General features: G+C 70.1%; 1 protein-coding gene. It reads left to right on the plus strand.

Translation table 11 applies throughout. The annotated features are described in order from the left end of the window. Positions 1 to 665, plus strand: a 665-nt coding sequence (locus IEZ00_RS33660; protein WP_189227430.1) for a HAMP domain-containing protein, incomplete at both ends; no start/stop codon positions are given.

The following is a 665-nucleotide window of genomic DNA, read 5'->3' on the forward strand; positions in this document are numbered from 1 at the left end:
CGACTCGGCGGCCAAGCCCAGGTCCCCGGCGTCGCGGGCACCTGGCGCGACCTCACCGACTCGGTCAACTTCATGGCCAACAACCTGACCGCGCAGGTGCGCTCCATCGCCCAGGTCACCACGGCGGTGGCGGGCGGCGACCTGACCCAGAAGATCACCGTGGACGCGCGCGGCGAGATCCTGGAGCTCAAGAGCACCATCAACACCATGGTCGACCAGCTCTCCGCCTTCGCCGACGAGGTCACCCGCGTCGCCCGCGAAGTCGGCACCGACGGCAGGCTGGGCGGCCAGGCACGGGTGCCCGGTGTGGCGGGCACCTGGAAGGACCTGACCGACAACGTCAACGTCATGGCCGACAACCTGTCCACCCAGGTGCGCAGCATCGCGACGGTGGCGACCGCGGTGGCGGGCGGCGACCTGTCCAAGAAGATCACCGTCGAGGCCAAGGGCGAGGTCGCGGCGCTGGCCGACACCATCAACCGGATGGTCGACACGCTGCTCGCGTTCGCCGACGAGGTCACCCGCGTCGCCCGCGAGGTCGGCACCGAGGGCATCCTGGGCGGCCAGGCGCGGGTGCCCGGTGTCGGCGGCACGTGGAAGGACCTGACCGACAACGTCAACTCGATGGCGAACAACCTGACCAACCAGGTGCGCAACATCGCCCA

Source organism: Saccharothrix coeruleofusca, assembly GCF_014648515.1.
GTDB classification, from domain to species: domain Bacteria; phylum Actinomycetota; class Actinomycetes; order Mycobacteriales; family Pseudonocardiaceae; genus Actinosynnema; species Actinosynnema coeruleofuscum.